Source organism: Alcaligenes sp. GW821-FHT11D07 (assembly GCF_058808495.1).
Map to the genome: position 1 here is coordinate 676,334 of NZ_JBXART010000003.1, position 19,427 is coordinate 695,760.

A 19,427-nucleotide genomic window follows, 5' to 3' on the forward strand; every position below is an offset into this window, starting at 1 on the left:
GGTAACTTAATACTGAGGTTCCTGGCGCAGCTCGGCTACGGTTTGGCAGGCATGCAAACTGATGCAGCCCAGCATGGCTTGAGCGACGTACTTGCGCACCATACGGCCAGAAATGCCCATCTCTGCACCGACTTCATCGTCCGTCATCTCGCAGATAACCGCCAAGGTAAAGGCTTTGGCAGCCTTGGGCGGCAAGTCGCTAAGCATGGTGCTGATCTCTTCCAGCGCCTGCAAAATCATGGCCTGACGTTCAGCCGAGGGGTAAAAAGTTTCTGGCGCGGCAGCCAAAATATCCAGCCACGCTTGTTCAATTTCTTGGCGACGCCATAAATTGATGCACAGGTTCTGCGCGGTCTTGCGCAGATAAGCCCGGGCTTGCCCCGGACTGGAAAACTGCCAGGTAGCGCGGCTGCTTAACAAGCGTACAAACGTGTCCTGCGCCAAGTCCGCCGCCTGGTCTGCCCCCCCAAGCCGGTGATGCAGCCAGCGCTGTAACCAACTATGGTGGTCGCAGTAAAGTGACTCGACCGAATCGGCCAAAGACACCTCTGACAAGGGAAGAACTGAAGATGACACGAGGGAGCTCCGCACTGATAGCTAATGAGAATCGTTATCAATTATAGGGCGGTCAATATGAAGTTCGCTACTAGTTGTTTGGACTCAAGCTTTCAGGCAACAGCAATCACAGCACAATTTCCGACGCTGCAGCCCACACTGAAAATTCCTTCCTGCCTCGCTTACGCCTCTGGGCAGGTAGTCGAATCGAGGGCTTGCGGCACCTTCTCAAACCCATGCAAAGCCCAAAAAATTTGGGCCAGGTCCGAACAGGTCTACCGTTGTAAACCCACAATATTTCAATTCAGTTTAGGAGCAGATACGTCTTAACCTCCCCTAACTGCCGTCGGAGTCATCCCAAACCGGCGTCGGAAACTGCGCGAAAAATAGCTCAAGTCATTAAAGCCATGACTAAATGCAATGTCGGAAATAGCCTGCTCACGATAGCGGGAGCTCAGCAGTTTTCGATGGCACTCATCCAAACGACGACCCAGCACATAACTGGTAAAGGTCAGGCCACCCTGCTGAAACACTCTATATAGAGTACGCAGCGACACACCCGCCAGACCAGCAATCCTGATCGGAGACATCTCGGGATCTGTCAGATGCTCGTCCACTATTCGTAGCACCCGACGAAGCGCTGGCCCTCCACCTTGAACACTATTTCTTTCAAGGGAGGCGTACTCACCCGCAGCCACTGCCCCTGCCAGGAAATCAATCAAGGATGCATGTACGTCCAACTCATTGCCGGGCAGCTCCAGAGGATCTGTCTCATCTTCGGCCATGACGCCAGCCAAGGCTGAGACAGCCTTGGCCAATCTGCTCCGGGCGTGGCAATGCCACAGCACCATGGCATCAGGACCATCCGGATGCAAAGAGAGCAGTGAGCGGGGCACCAGCACGGACAAATGAGCAAAATCCCGAGAAAAACTGTAGTCCCAGCTGCGATCTGGGTCGGCGATAGTGATGTCTCCCGGCTGCAAAAGCAGGGATGCCCGACCCTGCCGCATCATGGCCTCCCCCTTTTTGGCGATGACAAGGAATACCGATGCATCATCACTGCCCTGCCCGGCCACTCCGTCCGTTTGAACCCGAGAAACATTGCCCGAGATAGCACTCACCAACGCCCCTGCAGAACGCCAGAAATGGCCCGAGAACAGATCAGGCCGCTCCATATTAAAAACCGTCGGGCCATAGGCTGCACAAATTGCGGCCTCCCAAGCAGCGAGTCCCGCCTCGCCCCTAAGGCCCCGGTCTGGAGTACTGATCATTGTAGGTATAGAGAGCATGGCTTCCGGTCTCGCGGCGGTCTGGAAGATGGCATTCATGGACAAGGAATTGGCGCACTACGCCAAGTCCCCAGGGAGCACTGATTCTAGAATCCTATCACGCATACTTTAAACATCAACAAAGCGATTCAAGGAGACAAAGCCATGACTGAAACCCCGGCCAAGCCTGCAGCTGCGCAAGTACGCCATCAAAAAATCAACGTTTTTTTTAATCCAGAAACACTGCCCTGGACCCCCTGGGTGATGCCCAATACCTGGTTCAAATTACTGAACATAGATCTTAAAACAGGGGGGTTCACCATCCTGCTGAAAGTAGGCCCAAACACTCAGGCTCCGCTCCACCACCACATTGGCGCTATTGAGGGTGTCATGCTGGAGGGCGAATTTGGCTATGAGCAAGACCGGGGTTCAGTTGGCTGGTATGTGTGGGAAGAAACTGGCGCTATCCACACCCCCACCACAACGAGTGGATTTGTGATGTATGCAGCCGTTCACGGTCCACTGGCTGGCTACGATCAGGACGGGAAACTATCGGGGTTGGTGGATGCAGAAATGATGTTGCAGCTAGCCCGGGAAAATAATGCAGCTGCCCATATCCGGGTGCCCACTCTGTATGAGTTCCGCTAAGCCAGAACAGGCAGATGTGCTATCGCTACCAAACACCTGCCCAAAAAACTGATTTTTCAAAAATAAAAAGGAGACAACAAAATGCTGTGGCAATGGGGACAAACACAAGAAGGCATCATTCAAATCGCATTCGTCGTACCAGACATCCATGCGGCAATGCAGCACTATGGCAGCGCTTTACAGGTAGGCCCTTGGTTTCTGGCCGAACACTTCGCTTTCGACGAGCTCAAATACCAAGGCTTGCCGGTCACCCCTGATCTGAGCCTGTGTCTGGGTTTTTCTGGCTCCATGATGGTCGAGCTGATTCAGCAAAACTGTACAACGCCTAGCCCCTATATCGACGATAACGGCCAGCCCCGCTGCGGGTTTCATCACTGGGGAGTGGCAGCCACACCGGAGGGGTATCAAGCCAAGCTCGACTCGCTCTGCGCACAAGGACTCCCCCTGGTACTCCAGGCGGTAGTTGGAATTGGCAGCCGCGCTGCCTATGTGGATGCCCGCCCTACCTTGGGGGGGATGATCGAGTTGATGGAGATAAGCCCTCCAGTCGAGGCCTTATTCACGCACATGCGTGATGTCACCAAGGCGTCGAGCCAAATCGGCCTTGTCCATCCTTTTCCAGGCCAAGCAGCCCCCTGCTGACCCACGATCTCGTCACACGGCCTGTCTTGTTTCCTAATCACCATGCCGTGTGACGTGCCGCTACTGTGGCATAGCTGCAGCCCGCTGCAGCCTTAGGCCCGGCCCCTGTTTCACAAAAAATAATCTGTCGCCCCAGAACAGCGAGGCAAGCAAGCTCCTGTCTGAAGGCCAGCGCACGCCCATACCAACTGGCCTGCCCCAAGCACCTGAAAGCGGCGACCAAAGCCAATAAATCGCGAAATTACGCGATATGGAGACACTTTTTATGACACGCCAATTAGTGCTACGCGTCGTGCTGGCGCTCGCCAGTACGATGCTGCATCCATCTGCTTTTTCTGAAGGTCACTACATCGGAGGGGTAGAAGGCACACAAGCTGCCAGCGTCCCGCCGCCCGGCGTCTACTTCATGAGCTATCTGGTGCACTACAACATGACCCGCTTCCAGGAGCCTGGTAGTCATGAACGCTTACCCACCCAAAACACAGGAACGATCAATGCGATGGCCAACGGCCTGGTCTGGATTACACCCTATCAATTGTTGGGTGCCGACTATGGCATGCAAGTGATTGCACCCCTTACACGGGCTTCCTTAAAGCTGGAGGGAGCGGGAGTCCGAGATCAACACACAGGCCTGGGAGATATCTACGTGAGCCCTCTTTTACTGGCCTGGCACGGTGAGCGTTGGGATGCAGTCACTGCGTTAGGCGCGTGGTTGGACAATGGCAAGTCTGACAGCCCCGTTATGCCCGGTAAAGGATACAAAACAACGATGCTGACGGGTGGGGCCACGTACTACTTTGATAAGGCCAAGACGATCAGTGGCTCTGTTTTGGCACGATACGAAATCAATGGCAGAAACAAAACGGGCATTCGACCTGGGGACCAGCTCACCATGGAGTGGGGTCTGGCCAAAAACCTCGGCTCAGTGCAGGTGGGTTTAGTAGGCTATAGCCAATGGCAAACCACAAATAATCAAGGGACAGGCACCTTTGGTCAACGTGGCCACCGGCACGCCTTGGGAGGCGAACTCATCTACCCGATCCCCAGTGCTGGGCTTGTCCTGAAAGGAGCCTTTTATCAAGAGGTGGACGTCAAGGCAGGGGATACGGCCCAAGCACGAGGCCAGCTACTACGGTTTACGGTGATGAAACAGTTCTAAATCACCACGGCTCAAAACGGTACATGCTCAGAGCTGGCACATAAAGCCAAGGACAAAAAGGGCCGCACACTAGGTTGCGGCCCTTTTAACACTTCAATCAAGGTCGAATGTTGAACGGATGCTGGATCACTCCACCGTCACACTCTTAGCCAAGTTCCTTGGCTTATCCACATCCGTTCCCCGTGCGCAGGCGGTGTGATACGCCAGCAATTGCAACGTCACGGTATGCAGGATGGGAGACAGCTTGCCGTAGTGTTCAGGCATACGAATCACGTGTACGCGTTCGCTGCTGCCAATACGGGTATCGGCGTCGGCAAACACGTACAACTCACCCCCGCGTGCGTGGACTTCTTCAATATTGGATTTCAGCTTTTCCAATAGTTCGTCACGCGGGGCGATGGTGACAACAGGCATGGCCTCAGTGACCAAAGCCAGCGGTCCGTGTTTCAGTTCTCCGGCAGGATAACCTTCAGCATGGATGTAGCTGATTTCTTTCAGCTTCAGTGCCCCTTCCATGGCGATGGGGTAATGCATGCCGCGGCCCAGAAACAAGGCATTTTCCTTGCTGGCAAAGCGGTCAGCCCAAGCCATGATTTGTGGCTCCAACGCCAGCACGGCGGCGATGGCGGTAGGCAGGTGACGCAGGGCTTTCAGGTAATCGCTTTCCTGTTCCTGGGTCAAATGGCCTTTGACTTGTGCCAGGGCGATCGTCAGCAAGAACAAGGCAGTTAGCTGCGTGGTAAAGGCCTTCGTGGACGCCACGCCAATTTCCACACCCGCACGGGTGATGTAGGACAGCTTGCACTCGCGCACCATGGCGCTGGTGGCCACGTTGCAGATAGTCAGGGTCTGCTCCATGCCCAAGCTGCGGGCATGTTTCAAGGCAGCCAAGGTGTCAGCCGTTTCACCGGATTGGGAAATAGTGACCACCAGGGTACGGGGATTAGGCACGCTGTCGCGGTAGCGGTATTCGCTGGCAATTTCCACGTTGACGGGGATTTTGGCCAGCGATTCGATCCAGTAACGTGCCGTCAAGCCAGCATAGTAGCTGGTGCCGCAAGCCAGGATCAGCACATTGTCGATATCCTGGAACACCTTGTAGGCCTGGTCGCCAAACAGCTCAGGCGTAACGCTTTCAATGTCTTGCAAGGTATCGCCCACAGCACGGGGCTGCTCGAAGATTTCCTTTTGCATGAAGTGGCGATAAGGGCCCAATTCGGCGGCAGCAGTGTGCAGATGCACGGTATGAACCGGACGATCTGCCGAACGGCCGTCCTTATCCACAATCCATACTTTATTGATTTGCAGATCAATCACATCACCGTCTTCCAGGTAGATGATTTGATCGGTGGTGCCAGCCAGCGCCAAGGCATCCGAAGCCAGGAAGTTTTCGTTCTGGCCCACGCCAACAACTAGGGGCGAACCATGGCGAGCACCCACCACACGATGTGGCTCGTCCTGACAAAATACGGCAATCGCATAAGCGCCGGTCAAGCGACGGATCACCTGTTGCACAGCTTCAAACAAGTCACCGTTGTACAGGTGGTCGATCAAGTGAGCGATAACTTCGGTGTCAGTCTGGCTTTCAAACACGTAACCAATGTCTTTGAGCTCGGCACGCAATTCATCGTGGTTTTCGATGATGCCGTTATGCACCAGCGCAATACGCGCTTTACCTTTGCCGGAGAAGTGCGGGTGTGCGTTATGGGTAGCGGGAGCACCATGAGTTGCCCAGCGGGTGTGTGCAATGCCAGTGAAGCCTTGCAGATTGTCTGCCTTGACCTGATCTTGCAGCTCGGCCACACGCTGAGTACTGCGTGCCCGCAACAACTGGCCCTGCGCATGAACAGCAACCCCGCAAGAGTCGTAGCCCCGGTATTCCAGACGCTTCAAACCTTCAAGCAGTACGGGAACAATATCGCGTTGCGCCACAGCGCCAACAATTCCACACATAGCCAACTCCTGTTCATGACCCTGTTTTCAGGGCCAGCTAATCAATCCAATCGCTTATTCTGATCTTAAACACAAAAAATTTTATGTCTATTTTTTTGATGAAATGAATTAAAATTTCATTTAATTATCAATACGAAATAATAGAAATACATATCTTATTTAAAGAAATTTAATTTCATAATGGATAGACAAATTTTGTCATGATTGAACTCGACGATCTGGACCTGCGAATTCTGGAACAGCTGCAAAATGATGCGTCCATTAGCAATCAGGACCTGGCTTTGCGCGTGCATGCTTCCCCCCCAACCTGCCTGCGGCGAGTGCGTCGTCTAAGCGAACAAGGGGTGATCCGACGGCAAGTGGCCTTGTTAAACCCGGAACAGCTAGGCCCTAGTTTGACTGCGATTGTGGAAATTACGCTGGACCGTCAGGGCGAAGAATACTTGCAGCAATTTGAACGCCTGATGACTCCCGAACCTGCCGTGACGCAGTGCTATCGCGTCTCTACCGGGGTGGATTTCATTGTGATTTTGCAGGTGAGCGATATGGCTGCGTATCACAAGCTGGCTCATACCCTATTCACCAGCCAGGCCAATATCCGTAATATACGCAGCTTTTTTTCGATTCATCAGGCCAAGTTCGAGACACGGATTCCCCTGCCTGCACCGAAGATCTAGTGCAGTCGAATCCCGCGTCCGGCGAGGTCATACGGCTAGAGCTCTGGCTATGGTGGTGGCTGTGGATGTGGCTTTGGCTATGGCTATTGCTATTGCAGGCACTAAAACACGAGCAAAGACCAGCACAAGAATCAAGCGTGAAACGTGCAACGACCGAGCAAACAGCCCTGCTCAGGTCCGTAGGCGTTGCTGTACCAATTGCTGATACAGGCGTAAATAACGCTGCACCATAACGGCGGGATCATGTTCCTGAACCACCCAGCGATAAGCCAAATCAGCCTGCTGACGCGCTGCGGCGGGACTGTTCAAGGTGTCGTCCAACGCCTGTGCAATGGCTTGTGCATCCCCTACCGCGCATAACTTGCCACGCCCATTGTCCAGCAGCTCGCTTAAACCACCGGCCATGGTGGCCGTAACGGGCACGCCGTATACAAAAGCGTCCAGCACGCTGGAGCCCAAGGCTTCGTGCCGCGAACTCAAGACAAAGCCGTCCATCAAACGATAGGCCTGTTCTGGGCGGGCCTCAAAGCCAGCCAATTTGTAGCAGGCTTCCAAACCTAATTGCGCGATCAACGCTTGCGCGGCCGAGGACTCGGAACCAGGCGCACCAAAATGCAGAAACACAAAATCCTGACGACGCTGGTACAGAACATGCAACGCGCGAATCAACGTTAAGGGATCTTTCTCTGAGCTCAGTGCCGCCATCGTCCCCAAGACATGCAAACCTTGCGGGTTCCAGCGTTGCCGCAAATGATTTACATAAGTCTCGTCCTGCTCCACGTATTCGATGGCACTAGGAATCAGGTCCACAGAAAAGCCCAAACGACGTGGCTCTGCCGCAGCTGCCTGACTGATTGCCACCAGACGGTCTGCCTTACGCCACTTCCAGCGAGTACGCCGTTCTTTAGAGGTCAAGGGACTGCTTTTTTGCTGCCCAGTACGTTGTTCATTGCGTTTGCGATCAACGGGAAAGGCTGTGCGGCGGGTAAAGACCACCCGCTTGGGCAGCCAAAAATGCAATAAGGCCAGCCAGCTCATGCAAGAGGCTGTTTGCGAGTGGACGATATCAAAACCACGGCCATGCAACAGCAAGTAGCGCAGCGCAGCCCCAACCGAGGCACATTCCACCACGCTCAAGCCTTGTTCTTTGGCCCGCTTGGCCAGTTCTTCATCGCGCCGGGCCAGCAGACTGACCTGATGGCCGGCCTGCTGCATATGCTGAAGACTCAACAAAGTCTGCCGTTCGCCACCGCGCCAGCCGCGTTCGAAATTAAGCTGCAGAATGCGCATGGCAACGATCCAGAATCAGCCCATCCGGGCCTTGTGCGTCAAGATTCCGCGGCGCATCTCCCCCTTTGCAAGACAGAGGGGGAGATGGCAAAGATGGGCTAAAACACATCAAGATTTACGAACCGGGCGCTTCCAGCCGGACACGCTGCGCTGTTCGGAGCGCGACAAGGTCAACTGATCATCCGGTGCATTGCGCACCAGGGTGGTACCCGCGCCAATCGTAGCTCCACGGCCCACGGTTACGGGGGCCACCAGCTGCGTGTCCGAACCGATAAAGGCATCGTCGCCAATGACGGTACGGAATTTGTTGACGCCATCGTAGTTGCAAGTGATGGTGCCCGCGCCAATGTTCACGCGTTGGCCCACATCAGCATCACCGATATAGGCCAGGTGATTGGCTTTGGAGCCTTCCCCCAGCTGCGTATTCTTGATTTCCACGAAGTTGCCCACGTGGGTGTGATTGGCCAACACAGCACCGGGACGCAGACGGGCGTAAGGCCCAATACGTGCCTCTTCACCCACTTGGGCTTGCTGCAAATGGCTGAAGGCTTCGATTTGTGTACCGGCACCAATGGTGACATCGCGCAATACGCTGTGTGGACCAACACGCACTCCGTCTTGCAGCACCACTTTGCCTTCAAATACACAACCCACATCAATGAACACATCACGGCCGCATTCCAGCGTGCCACGCAGATCAAAGCGGGCCGGGTCTGCCAGCGTGACGCCTTGCTCCAGCAAGCGACGGGCCTGTTCGGTCTGCCACAAGCGCTCCAGCTGAGCTTGCTGAATACGGCTGTTCACACCCAGCGTTTCCCAACCGGCGGAAGGTTGAGCGGCCTGGACGGGCACACCATCCGCAACGGCCAAGGCAATGATATCGGTCAGGTAGTACTCGCCCTGGGCGTTGTCATTGGTGATGCGCGTCAGCCAGTCTTTCAGACGCGCGGTAGGTGCGACCAGAATGCCGGTATTGACCTCTTTCACTGCGCGCTGTGCTTCGTTGGCGTCTTTATGCTCAACAATGCTTTGCACGGAACCGTCAGCTCCGCGGATGATGCGGCCGTAGCCGGTGGAGTCATCCAAGGTTTCCGTCAGTACGGCCACGCCCTGGCCCCGAGCGTCCAGCAAGCGGCGCAGGGTATCGGCCTGGACCAAAGGCACATCCCCGTACAGAACCAGCGTGACATCTTCCGCCTTATCGCCGCCAACCAGTTCAGGCACGGCCTGCTGCACAGCATGGCCAGTGCCATATTGGGGCTGTTGCAATGCGAAGGCCAGTTCGGCCTGCGCGAAGGTTTGCTGCACGCGCTCGGCGCCATGACCCACCACGACCACAACTTTTTCCGGCTCCAATTCACGCGCGCTGTCGAGCACGTGGGCCAGCATGGATTTGCCAGCGATAGGATGCAGTACTTTGGGCAGGTCAGACTGCATACGCTTGCCCATGCCTGCTGCCAGAATCACGATATTAAGCATAAAAAATTACCTACTAGGTTGGTCGATCAGTTTTTTTGGTACTGCTTGTACTGCTGCGCGGGGCGGCCTTTTTAGCAGCGGTTTTAGCGGCGGGTTTGCTGTCTGCCGGGGCCGATGCCTTGGCCGCTGTCGGGGCGCTGGCGGCAGCGGGCTTAGTCGCTTTATCAGCCGTACCGGCCTTGCTGGCCTGAGCCGTTTTTTGGCGATAGGTTTCTACCTGCTGCATGGACGCAGCGGTCGCCGTAGCCATCGCATCAAACTGCTGCTGCAACATGCCCCACCAGGCTTGCGCAGCAGCATTACCAGCCGCTGCCTCGCCACTTTGTTCCGCGCCCGCAGCTGTGCCTTTAGGTGTTTCTTGTTGGGCGCCGGATTCAGACTTGGGCTCAAACGCAGACGTTTTGGGGGGTTCTTGCGACTTGCCGGATTGGGCCTTGGCACTGGCTGCACCTACTTCTGAGCCAGCAGCGGCACCTGCGTTCAGGGGGTTGAAGGCCATAAAGGCGTCGAAAGGATTGGGGCCACCAGCAGCTTGAGTGCCTTGCTGCGCCATCGCCTTGATAGCAGCCAAGGTAGAGCGCTGGATTTCCAGTCCTTGAATGGTCGTGCTCAACATGGACAGGTTCAGCTGTAACCAGCTTTCCACAGCACGTAAATCACGAATGCGGCGATCCAGATCATCCGGAGACAGGCTGGGCATCATGCCCGCACCCAGATCGCTCGTGCCGCCACTGGCCATGTTCTTCCAGGCCTGGGCCATCATATCCATGCTGCGCAGCAATGGATTATTACCGCCACCCAGGGCATTGAAATCAGGTATACCAAAAGGATTCGGGTTCATGCTTTGCTCCCATCGGGTTGGTGCCTGCCCGGTGACTCCCGGGTTCAGGCAAGCTGTTCCAAATGCTGCTTGATGCTGTCGATCAGCACCACTTGTGCTTCCAGCGTGAACAGATCAGCTTCTATCATTTGCCAGGCTTCATCCAGCGTCAATAAGCGAAACTCACTAACCTCGCCGTCCATATTGCAGGGTCGAACGTCGTCAGCCAGTACGCAATCGCTGACCAAGGCGTTTTCCACCTGATAGCCTTCAGGCAAACGGCGGTGCATGCGCAAAGACACCCGCAAGGGCGTGCAATCTGCCAGCACCGACTCCGCCAGGCCCGCTTCTTCATAGCTTTCGCGTATCAAGGAGGTGTGCAGGGTCTCGCCCGCCACCGCCAGTCCACCAACCAGCGTGTCCCACATATTCGGGTCAGTGGATTTGGAAAACGAGCGGCGCGCCGCCCAGATACGGCCATCGGTGGACCAGCCATTCAAATGCACGGCCTGGGTCAAAAAGCCCAAGGGACGCACCGCACCGCGTTCGATACGGGACAGGCATTGCCCTTCTCCGACCACATCCAGCAGTTCATCGCGCCAGGCGCGAATACAACCGCCTTCCTGCAAACTCAGGGCGACCTGATCCAGGACTTGAGCCAGGCTCAAATCATGGCTGGGGCATTCGCTCAGACGCAAGACATCTTCTTCAATCGTCACCCCGGGCAAAGGCTCAATACACAGAGCCGCCTTGGGAGTAATCCACCCGGCAACGCTGCCGGCAACAGTGACGGGACGACTACCTGGAGGGGGTAATTGTTGCAGCTGACTGGTCAGGCTTGCCATGCGCTGACGCATGGCCTGAGTAAGTGATCGGTTCTGGAACAAGGTCATAGTCGGCGATTGTAATTCAAGGCTTGCCCCATTACGGCTTTTGTAGCGTTTAGTCCAACCTTGTCGTCTAGGGACATACCCTGCCCTTGAAGGCTAAAACAAGTTCTATATAATTTCCGTGAACAGATAAGCTACTAAAAACTTCGAGCGGACCAGCACTTAGCTGAGACAAGCCCGCCACTGCAACACAGCAGTTTCTTCCAGCGTTGGATTTTTCGGAGCGTTGACGCAGCCGAACCTCGGTTTGGCATGGCAACACCAAAAGAGGGACAACAATGAAGATGTGGAGAAGTTTATTTGCTCTGACCGCCTGTTCGACGGCAGGGCCCAGCCTGGCTCAGATCACCCACATGGAGGGTGGTCCGCGTGTCAATCAGCTCAATTTGCATCCGGGTGTCACCCCCATTGCCCAGGACATTGCCTGGCTGCATTGGATGATGCTGATCATCTGTACCATCATCTTCATTGGCGTGTTCGGTGTGATGTTCTATTCCATCATCCGGCACCGCAAATCCAAGGGCGCCATCGCCGCCCGCTTTCATGAGCACCTAGGCGTCGAAGTTGCCTGGACGGTCATCCCCTTTCTGATCGTGATTGGCATGGCCTTGCCCGCCACCAAGACCGTGGTGGCCATGAAAGACACCAGCAGCGCCGACCTGACGGTGAAAGTCACCGGCTATCAGTGGAAATGGGGCTATGAATATCTGGACGGCCCCGCCACGGGCGTGAAGTATCTGTCCAACCTGTCCACACCACGCGCGCAGATCGAAGGCCGTGAACCCATTGGCCCGAACTACTTGATGGAAGTGGACAAGCCGCTGGTTGTCCCGGTCCATAAAAAAGTACGTGTCATGCTGACCGCCGAAGACGTCATCCACTCCTGGATGGTGCCCGAGTTTGGCGTCAAGCAAGATGCCATCCCCGGCTTTTTGCGCGACACCTGGTTCCGCGCCGATAAAGTGGGTACGTACCGCGGCCAGTGTGCCGAGCTGTGCGGCAAGGACCATGCTTACATGCCCATCGTGGTGCAAGTGATGGAGCAAGAGGACTACGACAAGTGGGCCAAAGAGCAGAACGACTTGCTGAAAGCCCAGGCCGATGATCCCAACAAAGAGTGGACCAAAGACGAACTGGTTGAACGTGGCAAGCAAGTCTTCGCACAGAACTGCGTAGCCTGCCACCAGGCAACCGGCAAAGGCATGCCCGGCACATTCCCGGCTTTGGATGGTGACGAGAAATTTGTTCTGGCGCCCATGAAGGGGCAAATCGACACCGTGCTTAATGGGCATCCTGGCACGGCAATGGCCGCCTTCCGCGATCAGCTCAATGATGCACAGATCGCCTCGGTCATCACCTACACCCGTAACGCTTGGGGCAACGCTGGCAAAGGGCCAGACCCTGTTGTGAAGCCTGCCGACGTCAAGGCACAGCGCTAAGATCGCGCCCGCCGCCCATTACACAATCAAGCTATCCCTGACTACGGCCAGGGGGAGTGCAGCAAGGAGTCAAGCATGAGTAGCGTCACCGTCGACCATGTAGCGAACCCGAGCGGACATGATGATCATCATGCCCATGCCACCCCTAGCGGCTGGCGTCGCTGGCTGTTCGCCACCAATCACAAAGATATCGGGACCATGTACCTGATATTCTCTTTTGTGATGCTGCTGGAGGGCGGCGTGCTGGCTTTGCTGCTGCGCACCGAACTGTTCCAGCCTGGCCTGCAGTTTTTCCGGCCTGAACTGTTCAACCAGTTCACGACCATGCACGGCCTGATCATGATTTTCGGCGCGATCATGCCGGCCTTTGTGGGCTTTGCCAACTGGATGATTCCATTGCAGATTGGCGCATCGGACATGGCCTTTGCCCGGATGAACAACTTCAGCTTCTGGCTGCTGCCAGTAGGCGCGATCTTGTTTACCGCCTCCTTCTTTGTCCCTGGCGGTGCTCCGGCTGGCGGCTGGACCATGTACGCCCCCCTGTCCTTGCAGATGGGCCCAGGCATGGACTTCACCATTTTCGCGGTACACATTCTGGGCGCGTCCTCCATCATGGGGGCCATCAATATTGTGGTGACGGTATTGAACATGCGCGCCCCCGGCATGACGCTGATGAAAATGCCGCTGTTTTGCTGGACTTGGCTAATTACCGCTTACCTGCTGATTGCTGTAATGCCGGTACTGGCTGCCGCCGTAACCATGCTACTGACGGATCGACACTTCGGTACGCACTTCTTTAATGCCGCCGGTGGTGGTGACCCTGTTCTGTACCAGCACATTTTCTGGTTCTTCGGGCACCCCGAGGTCTACATCATGATCTTGCCGGCCTTCGGGATCGTGTCGGCCATTGTTCCTGCCTTCTCGCGCAAAGCCCTGTTTGGCTACGCTTCCATGGTGTATGCAACGGCTGCCATCGCAATTTTGTCCTTCCTGGTTTGGGCCCACCACATGTTCTCCACCGGGATGCCGGTAACCGGGCAGTTGTACTTCATGTACGCCACCATGCTGATCTCCATTCCTACCGGGGTGAAGATCTTTAACTGGGTAGCCACCATGTGGCGCGGCTCGCTGTCCTTTGAAACCCCGATGCTGTTTTCCATCGGCTTTATCTTCGTGTTCACCATTGGTGGCTTTACCGGCCTGATTCTGGCCGTGGCCCCGATTGATATTGCCGTACACGACACCTATTACGTGGTGGCTCACTTCCACTATGTGCTGGTAGCCGGTTCGCTGTTTGCCCTGTTTGGCGGTGCCTACTACTGGCTGCCCAAGTGGACAGGCCGCATGTACAACGAGCGTCTGGGCAAGATCCACTTCTGGTCCACCATGATCTCGTTCAACGTGACCTTCTTCCCCATGCACTTTCTGGGCCTGGCAGGTATGCCGCGCCGCTATGTGGACTATGCGGGCCAGTTCACCGACTTCCACCAGATTGCCACCATTGGCGCCTTCTGGTTTGGCCTGTCGCAACTGCTGCTGATCTACATCGTGATCCAGGCCGCACGCGGCAAGGGTGAAGTGGCCAGTGCCAAGCCATGGGAAGGTGCAGAAGGTCTGGAGTGGACGGTACCTTCGCCCGCACCGCACCACACGTTTGAAGTACCCCCTGTCATTAAGTAACACTGGAGGAGCGCCGTATGACCCCCGAACAACGCCGTCGCAACCGCCGTCTGGGACTGCTCCTGGCTGCGTTCGTCATTGCCGTCATGGCCTGGACCTTTCTGAAAGGCAGTCAATTTTTAGGACAGTGATATGGACGACGATTTTCGGGACCTTACGCGGCGCAAACTCAGCTTTTTCCAGACAATGAAAGCCATTGCCTGGGGATTTTTTGGAGTCCGTCGTGGCAGCGACCATGAGCAGGACATCGCCAAGATCAATCCGGTTTATCTGATTGTTGCCGCCTTGATCGCCACGGTCGTTTTCGTTGTGGGCCTGATTATGGTGGCCCGCTGGTTCATCGGCCAGGCAAGCTGACCGCACAGCCTGGTCCTGCGCCCCAGGGCACATGACCCGAAGGAGAACACTATGCATGTCGAGACTACGGCTCACCCGTCCAAGGCGCCGTATTACTATGTCCCCGGCTTATCGGGGCATCCCGTACGCGCCAGCTTGTCCCTGTGCCTGACGCTACTGGGCGCAGCCACCTGGATCAATAATTGGCCAGGCGGTTTTTGGGTGTTTCTGGTCGGGATTCTCAGCTTTTTGCTGGTCCTGTTCTTCTGGTTCAGCGACGCGGTGCGCGAGTCTGAGACCGGCCTGAACAGTACACGCGTCGATGTCTCCTACCGCTGGAGCATGTCCTGGTTCATCTTTTCCGAAGTCATGTTTTTTGCGGCTTTTTTCGGGGCGCTTTGGTATACCCGCGAAATTGCCACGCCGCTGCTCAGTGACCTGGACCACCGTGCCCTGCTCTGGCCCGACTTTACCGGCACCTGGCCAAACCAAGGCCCAGCTGGCACCGTCGCCCCCTTCCAGACCGTAGGCCCGCTGTGGCTGCCCACGATCAACACAGCCTTGCTGCTGACTTCTGGCGTAACCCTGACCATTGCCCACCATGCCTTGCGAGCCAGCAAGCGCGGCGGTGCCATCTTCTGGCTGTTCATGACCGTGGCACTGGGCTTTGCCTTTGTGGCCTGCCAGGCTTACGAGTACATGCACGCCTACGCCGAGCTGAACCTGAAGTTCACCTCCGGTGCGTATGGGGCCTTGTTTTATATGCTGACCGGGTTTCACGGTTTTCACGTGATTATCGGTGCCACCATGTTGACGGTGATGCTGATACGGCTGATGCGCGGGCACTTTACCGCCGAGCACCATTTTGGTTTTGAAGGTGCCGCCTGGTACTGGCACTTTGTGGACGTGGTATGGCTGGGCTTGTACCTGTATGTGTACTGGTTCTAGCGACGCAAGCACCAGGCCCGCTTTGCGGGCCTGGGTTTTCTTATCAGGCCAAGGGCACACCGGTGCTTTCAATCCATCCCAAGTAATGGGCCAGCAAGACAAACAGGAACAGGGCAACGGACAAGCCCACTCGCCAGGTCAAGGCATAGGCCATACGATTGGAGTTACCCCGGTCCCGCATCAAATACACCAAGGCCGAACCCAGCGACACAATAATCCCCAAAAACACGATCAGGACAAGCACACGCATTAAGTCTCCCCCGCTTCAGGTTGAATGGATGTCCAGCAACAATCCTCGTTCTTCTTCGACTCGATCACTGCTCGCCCTGATTTGCCTGGGTCTTCTCATGCTGCTGTTCATCAGCCTTGGGCGCTGGCAACTGAGCCGTGCACAAGAGCGTCAAACATTGGCCCAGCAAATTGAACAAGGCCGCCAGCAAGCTCCCCTTCAGATTGACTCTCGCAGCACACTGGACAAGGGCACCTTGTGGCAATCCATTGCCCTGCATGGTTCTTGGCGCAGTGATTTAACTGTACTCCTGGACAATCGCAATTTCAAAGGTAAGCCGGGCTACTGGATTGCCACCCCATTTGTGCTGGACAGGGGCGATTTGGCAGGCTCCAGCCTCTTGGTGCTACGGGGTTGGCTGGCCCGCGAACCCGGGCAAACCCCTAAGATTCCGCCCGCTCCTTCAGGTTCCGAAACCATTTCTGGCGAGCTGCTGGAGCGCGTGCCCCGCTTGTTTGAACTGGGTAGCAGTCCGCTGCCCGAGCACCTGCCCGCCCCTTCCGGCACCCCACCCGTCGTACAAAACCTGGCGCTGGAGGATTTGCGCAGCCGCATCGACCTGCCGGTACTGCCGCGTGTGCTGGCACAAACGTCCCCTGCCTCCGGCCTGCTGACCGATTGGCCCGACCCGAACATCGACTTTGAAAAGAACCGAGGCTATGCCCTTCAATGGTTCGGTTTTGCCCTGATTGCCCTGTGTGCCTGGATAGGTGTAGCGTGGAAATGGCTGCGACGATCCAGGCTCAACTCTGCTCCTACAAGGAAAACCTGACGTGGACACGACTCAATCCCCTTCCCGCCCGCGTTCCATGACCCCGCTGTACCTGCTGATAGCAATCAGTCTGGCTCCGGTGCTGTTTGCTCTGGCCGCCTACTACATGCCCTCTTTGGGTCTGCGGCCTGACGAGAGCAATGCTTATGGCCAATTGATTGAGCCACAACGCAGCGTGCCAGAGTCCAGTGCACTGACGCTGCGTACCTTGAAAGGGGAGCCTTTTGACCTGCAATCCTTGCGTGGCCGCTGGGTTCTGGTCAATGCCGATGAAAGCGCTTGCCCGGAAAGCTGCGTGCGCAAACTGTTTATCCTGCGCAACTCCCATGCCAGCCAGGGCAAGAACGTCGAGCGTCTGACTCGCGTCTGGTTTGTGACCGATCAAGGACAGCCTTCTGAGCAGATTCTGGAAGCCTACCAAGGCACGCATATGCTGCGCGCCGACCCGCAGCAACTGGCCGCTTTCCTGACCCCACAAGCGGCAGCTCAGGCGCCGGAACAAGCCTTGAAAAACAATATGTGGATCATCGACCCCAACGGCAATTTGATGATGCTCTTTCCCGGTGATGCAGACCCGCTTAAGGTCCGCACCGATATACGCAAACTGCTGAACAATTCACGGATCGGATAAAGGTATGGCCGATATCCGCCAACGCTACCGCAAGCTGGTGTACCTGACCTGGTTTTTAACCTTGGACCTGATCATGTTTGGCGCTTTTGTGCGTCTGACCGACTCGGGCCTGGGTTGCCCGGACTGGCCCGGCTGCTATGGCAAGCTCAGCCCTTTGGGAGCAGGCGCGCATATCGAGCAGGCGTATCAAGCCATGCCCTACGGCCCGGTCAGTTGGGGCAAGGCCTGGATTGAAATGATCCACCGTTACGTAGGGGCGGCTTTAGGTTTGTTGATCATTGCCATCGTTTGGATGGCATGGCGACACCGCCATACGCTGGGACATTCGGCCCGCCTGGCCGTCTTCACTTTGATAGCCGTGTGCGTGCAAGGAGCCTTTGGTGCTTGGACGGTCACCCACAAGCTGATGCCCATTATCGTGACCACGCACTTGCTGGGTGGTATGAGCGTGTTGGCCCTGATGACCTGGCTGGCTGTACGTGAAAATCCCGGCCCGCCTGTCTCGGCAGCCACCCGCCGTTGGCGACCTTGGCTGATTGGGGCCTTTGCCTTGCTGACCGTACAAATCGCCCTGGGCGGTTGGGTCAGTACCAATTACGCGGCGCTGGCCTGCATGGACTTTCCGCAATGCCACGGACAATGGATACCCGAGATGGACCTGCACGGGGGTTTCTCTGTTTTTCGTGCACTGGGTGAACTGCCCTCAGGCGAAATGATCTCCCAGGCAGCCCTGACCGCCATTCATTGGGTCCACCGCAATATGGCCTTTCTGGTCTTTCTGATATTGGGTTCGGTAGCCTGGAAGTTACGCGCCGATCCTGTACTGCGTCGCCCCTCTACTCTGGTCCTGTTGTTGCTGCTGGCCCAGCTCATCACGGGGTTAACCACGATCTTTTTCCAATGGCCTCTTTTAATCGCCGTCCTGCATAATGGGGGAGCTGCCGGTCTCGTTTTATGCTGCGTCACCCTGTTGGTACGGCTTTCCCGCAAGTCGACTGTCCCCCAAGGAATACAGTATGACAAACACCGCTACCCTGGCTCCCGCCTCGCTCCTGCGCCAGTATCTGGTACTGACTAAACCAAGAGTCACCCAGTTGGCTGTTTTCTGTGCCGTTATCGGCATGTTTCTGGCTGCGCCCGGCCTGCCCGATCCGGGCACTGTGGTCGCGGGCACGCTAGGCATCTGGATGCTGGCGGCCGCCGCCTTTGCCATCAACTGTCTGATCGAAAGCCAGATTGATGCGCGTATGCTGCGCACCGCAAGACGCGGTACAGCACGCGGCACCATTACTCCGCCCCAGGTTTTGGCCATGTCTGGCCTGCTGGGAGGCGTAGGCATGCTGGTGCTGTATTACTGGGTCAATCCGCTGACTATGTGGCTGACGCTGGCCACCTTCATCGGCTATGCCGTGATCTACACGGTGATTCTCAAGCCGCTGACTCCACAAAACATCGTTATTGGTGGCCTGTCGGGTGCCATGCCACCAGCATTGGGCTGGGCAGCCATCGCCAATGCCGTACCTGCCGAAGCCTGGCTGCTGGTACTGATTATTTTCATCTGGACGCCCCCGCACTTCTGGGCACTGGCCTTGTACCGCCAGCACGACTATCAGCGCTCCGGCTTGCCCATGTTGCCCGTCACCCACGGCCAGACCTTCACCACCTTGCATGTGCTGCTCTACAGCTACATCCTGATGGCCTCCAGCCTGCTGCCCTTTGTGATTCGCATGAGCGGCGTGCTGTATCTGGTCGCAGCCATCTTGCTGGGTGCCCGCTTTATTCAATACGCCCACCAGTTGCACCGCAACTACAGCGACGAGCTATCCCGCAAGCTGTTCCGCTTTTCCATTATTTATCTGGCGGTTTTGTTTGGGGCGCTGCTGCTGGATCACTGGGTGCGGCTGATCTGATTTCCACTTTCTACAAAAAAAGGCGAGCCACATCGGCTCGC

At 56.3% G+C, this 19,427-nt stretch carries 21 protein-coding genes; 13 read left to right on the top strand and 8 right to left on the bottom strand.

What is annotated here, in order from left to right; translation table 11 throughout:
* Positions 1-6: 6 nt before the first annotated feature.
* Positions 7-576 (bottom strand): sigma-70 family RNA polymerase sigma factor, encoded by a 570-nt coding sequence (locus tag AC1RSM_RS16095; RefSeq protein WP_492933567.1) that lies wholly within the window; start codon positions 574-576, stop codon positions 7-9.
* A gap of 305 nt (positions 577-881) precedes the next feature.
* Positions 882-1,883, bottom strand: coding sequence for a helix-turn-helix domain-containing protein (locus AC1RSM_RS16100; protein WP_492933569.1), 1,002 nt, complete (start codon positions 1,881-1,883; stop codon positions 882-884).
* A 105-nt stretch (positions 1,884-1,988) separates the two neighbouring features.
* On the opposite strand from AC1RSM_RS16100, the gene AC1RSM_RS16105 reads away from it, so the two are divergent.
* The 3 genes from AC1RSM_RS16105 to AC1RSM_RS16115 all read left to right on the top strand — a co-directional run bounded on the left by AC1RSM_RS16105 (position 1,989) and on the right by AC1RSM_RS16115 (position 4,272).
* The gene (locus AC1RSM_RS16105) at positions 1,989-2,471 is read left to right on the top strand and encodes a 2,4'-dihydroxyacetophenone dioxygenase family protein (protein ID WP_492933570.1); all 483 of its coding nucleotides are present in this window, start codon (positions 1,989-1,991) and stop codon (positions 2,469-2,471) included.
* An 81-nt stretch (positions 2,472-2,552) separates the two neighbouring features.
* The gene (locus AC1RSM_RS16110) at positions 2,553-3,113 is read left to right on the top strand and encodes a VOC family protein (RefSeq protein ID WP_492933572.1); all 561 of its coding nucleotides are present in this window, start codon (positions 2,553-2,555) and stop codon (positions 3,111-3,113) included.
* Between the two features lie 265 nt (positions 3,114-3,378).
* Positions 3,379-4,272, top strand: a complete 894-nt coding sequence (locus tag AC1RSM_RS16115) for a SphA family protein (protein ID WP_492933573.1) — start codon at positions 3,379-3,381, stop codon at positions 4,270-4,272.
* A 126-nt stretch (positions 4,273-4,398) separates the two neighbouring features.
* Here AC1RSM_RS16115 and glmS read toward each other — a convergent pair whose 3' ends face one another.
* Complete coding sequence (gene glmS, locus AC1RSM_RS16120) at positions 4,399-6,225, bottom strand: glutamine--fructose-6-phosphate transaminase (isomerizing) (protein WP_492933574.1); 1,827 nt, start codon at positions 6,223-6,225, stop codon at positions 4,399-4,401.
* Between the two features lie 200 nt (positions 6,226-6,425).
* Between glmS and AC1RSM_RS16125 the strand changes: the two genes are divergently transcribed.
* Positions 6,426-6,902 (top strand): Lrp/AsnC family transcriptional regulator, encoded by a 477-nt coding sequence (locus AC1RSM_RS16125; RefSeq protein ID WP_492933575.1) that lies wholly within the window; start codon positions 6,426-6,428, stop codon positions 6,900-6,902.
* A gap of 171 nt (positions 6,903-7,073) precedes the next feature.
* On the opposite strand, the gene AC1RSM_RS16130 is transcribed toward AC1RSM_RS16125, so the two are convergent.
* From AC1RSM_RS16130 to AC1RSM_RS16145, 4 genes are all read right to left on the bottom strand, one after another.
* Complete coding sequence (locus tag AC1RSM_RS16130) at positions 7,074-8,192, bottom strand: glycosyltransferase family 4 protein (protein ID WP_492933576.1); 1,119 nt, start codon at positions 8,190-8,192, stop codon at positions 7,074-7,076.
* Positions 8,193-8,300: 108 nt separating this feature from the next.
* A complete protein-coding gene (gene glmU / locus AC1RSM_RS16135) occupies positions 8,301-9,671 on the bottom strand; it encodes a bifunctional UDP-N-acetylglucosamine diphosphorylase/glucosamine-1-phosphate N-acetyltransferase GlmU (protein WP_492933577.1) in 1,371 nt (456 codons plus the stop codon).
* A 13-nt stretch (positions 9,672-9,684) separates the two neighbouring features.
* Positions 9,685-10,512: a PhaM family polyhydroxyalkanoate granule multifunctional regulatory protein gene (locus AC1RSM_RS16140; RefSeq protein ID WP_492933578.1), complete on the bottom strand. Its 828-nt coding sequence runs from the start codon at positions 10,510-10,512 to the stop codon at positions 9,685-9,687.
* 44 nt (positions 10,513-10,556) lie between these two features.
* Complete coding sequence (locus AC1RSM_RS16145) at positions 10,557-11,384, bottom strand: NUDIX hydrolase (RefSeq protein WP_492933580.1); 828 nt, start codon at positions 11,382-11,384, stop codon at positions 10,557-10,559.
* A gap of 275 nt (positions 11,385-11,659) precedes the next feature.
* Here AC1RSM_RS16145 and coxB point away from each other — a divergent pair, with 275 nt between their 5' ends.
* From coxB to AC1RSM_RS16170, 5 genes are all read left to right on the top strand, one after another.
* Entirely contained in the window at positions 11,660-12,820 is a 1,161-nt protein-coding gene (gene coxB, locus AC1RSM_RS16150) for a cytochrome c oxidase subunit II (protein WP_492933581.1), read from the top strand.
* Positions 12,821-12,895: 75 nt separating this feature from the next.
* Positions 12,896-14,500: a cytochrome c oxidase subunit I gene (ctaD, locus tag AC1RSM_RS16155; protein ID WP_492933582.1), complete on the top strand. Its 1,605-nt coding sequence runs from the start codon at positions 12,896-12,898 to the stop codon at positions 14,498-14,500.
* Between the two features lie 17 nt (positions 14,501-14,517).
* Positions 14,518-14,631, top strand: a complete 114-nt coding sequence (locus tag AC1RSM_RS16160; protein WP_492933583.1) for a cytochrome oxidase small assembly protein — start codon at positions 14,518-14,520, stop codon at positions 14,629-14,631.
* A gap of 1 nt (position 14,632) precedes the next feature.
* Positions 14,633-14,857, top strand: a complete 225-nt coding sequence (locus AC1RSM_RS16165) for a DUF2970 domain-containing protein (RefSeq protein ID WP_492933584.1) — start codon at positions 14,633-14,635, stop codon at positions 14,855-14,857.
* A gap of 51 nt (positions 14,858-14,908) precedes the next feature.
* Complete coding sequence (locus tag AC1RSM_RS16170; protein WP_153231360.1) at positions 14,909-15,784, top strand: cytochrome c oxidase subunit 3; 876 nt, start codon at positions 14,909-14,911, stop codon at positions 15,782-15,784.
* A gap of 43 nt (positions 15,785-15,827) precedes the next feature.
* On the opposite strand, the gene AC1RSM_RS16175 is transcribed toward AC1RSM_RS16170, so the two are convergent.
* A complete protein-coding gene (locus tag AC1RSM_RS16175; RefSeq protein ID WP_042485541.1) occupies positions 15,828-16,034 on the bottom strand; it encodes a twin transmembrane helix small protein in 207 nt (68 codons plus the stop codon).
* A 28-nt stretch (positions 16,035-16,062) separates the two neighbouring features.
* Between AC1RSM_RS16175 and AC1RSM_RS16180 the strand changes: the two genes are divergently transcribed.
* Genes AC1RSM_RS16180 through cyoE form a run of 4 tightly spaced genes read left to right on the top strand, consistent with a single transcriptional unit; the run spans position 16,063 to position 19,386 of the window.
* Positions 16,063-16,845 carry an SURF1 family protein gene (locus AC1RSM_RS16180; protein WP_492933585.1) on the top strand — a complete coding sequence of 261 codons (783 nt, stop codon included), beginning with the start codon at positions 16,063-16,065 and terminating at the stop codon, positions 16,843-16,845.
* Between the two features lies 1 nt (position 16,846).
* Positions 16,847-17,476 carry an SCO family protein gene (locus tag AC1RSM_RS16185; protein WP_492933586.1) on the top strand — a complete coding sequence of 210 codons (630 nt, stop codon included), beginning with the start codon at positions 16,847-16,849 and terminating at the stop codon, positions 17,474-17,476.
* A gap of 4 nt (positions 17,477-17,480) precedes the next feature.
* Positions 17,481-18,554 carry a COX15/CtaA family protein gene (locus tag AC1RSM_RS16190; protein WP_492933587.1) on the top strand — a complete coding sequence of 358 codons (1,074 nt, stop codon included), beginning with the start codon at positions 17,481-17,483 and terminating at the stop codon, positions 18,552-18,554.
* Entirely contained in the window at positions 18,493-19,386 is an 894-nt protein-coding gene (gene cyoE / locus AC1RSM_RS16195) for a heme o synthase (RefSeq protein WP_492933589.1), read from the top strand. The genes AC1RSM_RS16190 and cyoE overlap by 62 nt, the downstream gene beginning before the upstream one ends.
* The last annotated feature ends 41 nt before the right edge of the window (positions 19,387-19,427 follow it).

What these genes read in the sequence shown, in the direction of transcription:
- AC1RSM_RS16115 (WP_492933573.1), top strand. Translation starts at nt 3,379, where the DNA reads ATGACACGCCAATTAGTGCTACGCGTCGTGCTGGCGCTCGCCAGTACG.
- glmS (WP_492933574.1), bottom strand. Translation starts at nt 6,225, where the DNA reads ATGTGTGGAATTGTTGGCGCTGTGGCGCAACGCGATATTGTTCCCGTA.
- AC1RSM_RS16130 (WP_492933576.1), bottom strand. Translation starts at nt 8,192, where the DNA reads ATGCGCATTCTGCAGCTTAATTTCGAACGCGGCTGGCGCGGTGGCGAA.
- AC1RSM_RS16165 (WP_492933584.1), top strand. Translation starts at nt 14,633, where the DNA reads ATGGACGACGATTTTCGGGACCTTACGCGGCGCAAACTCAGCTTTTTC.
- AC1RSM_RS16160 (WP_492933583.1), top strand. Translation starts at nt 14,518, where the DNA reads ATGACCCCCGAACAACGCCGTCGCAACCGCCGTCTGGGACTGCTCCTG.
- ctaD (WP_492933582.1), top strand. Translation starts at nt 12,896, where the DNA reads ATGAGTAGCGTCACCGTCGACCATGTAGCGAACCCGAGCGGACATGAT.
- AC1RSM_RS16170 (WP_153231360.1), top strand. Translation starts at nt 14,909, where the DNA reads ATGCATGTCGAGACTACGGCTCACCCGTCCAAGGCGCCGTATTACTAT.
- AC1RSM_RS16175 (WP_042485541.1), bottom strand. Translation starts at nt 16,034, where the DNA reads ATGCGTGTGCTTGTCCTGATCGTGTTTTTGGGGATTATTGTGTCGCTG.
- coxB (WP_492933581.1), top strand. Translation starts at nt 11,660, where the DNA reads ATGAAGATGTGGAGAAGTTTATTTGCTCTGACCGCCTGTTCGACGGCA.
- AC1RSM_RS16110 (WP_492933572.1), top strand. Translation starts at nt 2,553, where the DNA reads ATGCTGTGGCAATGGGGACAAACACAAGAAGGCATCATTCAAATCGCA.
- AC1RSM_RS16145 (WP_492933580.1), bottom strand. Translation starts at nt 11,384, where the DNA reads ATGACCTTGTTCCAGAACCGATCACTTACTCAGGCCATGCGTCAGCGC.
- AC1RSM_RS16100 (WP_492933569.1), bottom strand. Translation starts at nt 1,883, where the DNA reads ATGAATGCCATCTTCCAGACCGCCGCGAGACCGGAAGCCATGCTCTCT.
- AC1RSM_RS16190 (WP_492933587.1), top strand. Translation starts at nt 17,481, where the DNA reads ATGGCCGATATCCGCCAACGCTACCGCAAGCTGGTGTACCTGACCTGG.
- AC1RSM_RS16180 (WP_492933585.1), top strand. Translation starts at nt 16,063, where the DNA reads ATGTCCAGCAACAATCCTCGTTCTTCTTCGACTCGATCACTGCTCGCC.
- cyoE (WP_492933589.1), top strand. Translation starts at nt 18,493, where the DNA reads ATGACAAACACCGCTACCCTGGCTCCCGCCTCGCTCCTGCGCCAGTAT.
- AC1RSM_RS16125 (WP_492933575.1), top strand. Translation starts at nt 6,426, where the DNA reads ATGATTGAACTCGACGATCTGGACCTGCGAATTCTGGAACAGCTGCAA.
- glmU (WP_492933577.1), bottom strand. Translation starts at nt 9,671, where the DNA reads ATGCTTAATATCGTGATTCTGGCAGCAGGCATGGGCAAGCGTATGCAG.
- AC1RSM_RS16105 (WP_492933570.1), top strand. Translation starts at nt 1,989, where the DNA reads ATGACTGAAACCCCGGCCAAGCCTGCAGCTGCGCAAGTACGCCATCAA.
- AC1RSM_RS16140 (WP_492933578.1), bottom strand. Translation starts at nt 10,512, where the DNA reads ATGAACCCGAATCCTTTTGGTATACCTGATTTCAATGCCCTGGGTGGC.